The sequence below is a fragment of the Caballeronia sp. LjRoot34 genome, from assembly GCF_964253815.1.
Taxonomy (GTDB): Bacteria; Pseudomonadota; Gammaproteobacteria; order Burkholderiales; family Burkholderiaceae; genus Caballeronia.
Genome location: NZ_CAXUSB020000025.1, coordinates 1 through 1,436 on the forward strand (window position 1 = coordinate 1; position 1,436 = coordinate 1,436).

Genomic DNA, 1,436 nt, shown 5'->3' on the forward strand with positions numbered 1-1,436 from the left:
GAGCTAAAGTCGAATCTGGTGTACGGGGGATTTGAGGCGGGAGGTTGAAGGCGGTGGAGGTTTCAGCTGAGAATCTGATTGTCGAAGTCGGAAACCAGCTAACAACAAACCATCCACCATGAATAAGTTTACGGAAAAAGAAGTCGCCGGTCTATCGGAAATCGGTCTGGGTCTGGGCCTGGACGAGCTGGTGCGGCGCGGAGCGCGACAAGTGATCCAGCAGGCGATCGAAGCGGAGTTGGCCACGCTGCTGGAGCGGTTCGAGAACGTCAAGACATTGCACGGACAGCGCGCCGTAGTGCGCAACGGCTATTTACCGGAGCGCGAAGTGTTGACGGCCGCCGGGCCGATTCCGGTGAAGGTTCCCAAGGTTCGGGATCGCTCAGGATCGGGTGTGAAATTCAATTCATCGATTGTGCCGCCGTATGTGCGCAAGTCACCGCGCGTGAGCGCCGCACTGCCGTGGCTGTATCTGAAAGGCATTTCGACGGGCGACATGAGCGAAGCACTGAGCGTGCTGCTGGGCGAGGACGCCAAGGGCTTGTCGGCGAACGTGGTGAGCCGTTTGAAAGCGCAATGGTCCGACGAGCATGCGAATTGGAGCCGGCGTGATCTGTCGAACTCGCGCTACGTGTACTGGTGGGTCGACGGCATTCATACCGGCCTGCGTAGTGAGAACTCGGACGGCCAGTGCCTGCTGGTGATCATTGGCGTGAGGCCGGATGGGCGCAAGGAGCGTGTGGCAATCGGCGACGGGTATCGCGAGTCGAAGGCGTCCTGGCAGGAGCTACTGCTTGATCTGAAGGCGCGTGGTCTGCAAGGTGGGCCGCTGCTGGCCGTCGGCGACGGCGCGATGGGTTTCTGGGCCGCACTGGAGGAAGTGTTTCCTGCAACGCGCGGCCAGCGCTGCTGGTTTCATAAGATGGGCAATGTGCTCAACGCGCTGCCGAAGTCGCAACAGGGGCGGGCCAAGGCAGACCTGCAGGCGATTTGGATGGCCGCGACCCGCGCCGATGCGTACGCCGCGTTCGATCGTTTCGTCACGGTCCATGCGGCGAAATATCCGAAGGCGGCGCAAACGCTGAAGAAGGACCGGGAGAGCCTCTTGGCCTTCTATGACTTCCCGGCCGAACACTGGCAGCATTTGCGCACGACGAACGCGATCGAGTCGACGTTCGCGACCGTGCGCCACCGGACGACTCGCACGCGCAATTGCGTGTCGCGACCGACCTTCCTCGGTCTGGCATTCAAGCTGATCGAGGAAGCCGAGAAAACCTGGCGCCGCATCAACGGCCCCGAAGGGATCACGCTGTTACTAGAGGGCATTGCCTTTAAGGACGGCGAACCGGTGCAAGGCGATCAACCGGTTCAGCAGAAACTCGCCGCTTGAAATCGAACGCTTGTAAACGCCCATACACCACTCTTGACGTTAGCTC

1 protein-coding gene is annotated in these 1,436 nt (G+C 60.7%); it reads left to right on the forward strand.

From position 1 onward, the window contains the following. The first annotated feature begins 118 nt into the window (after positions 1 to 118). Positions 119 to 1,390: an IS256 family transposase gene (locus tag ACSQ36_RS46965; protein ID WP_436187628.1), complete on the forward strand. Its 1,272-nt coding sequence runs from the start codon at positions 119 to 121 to the stop codon at positions 1,388 to 1,390. Positions 1,391 to 1,436 lie beyond the last annotated feature (46 nt).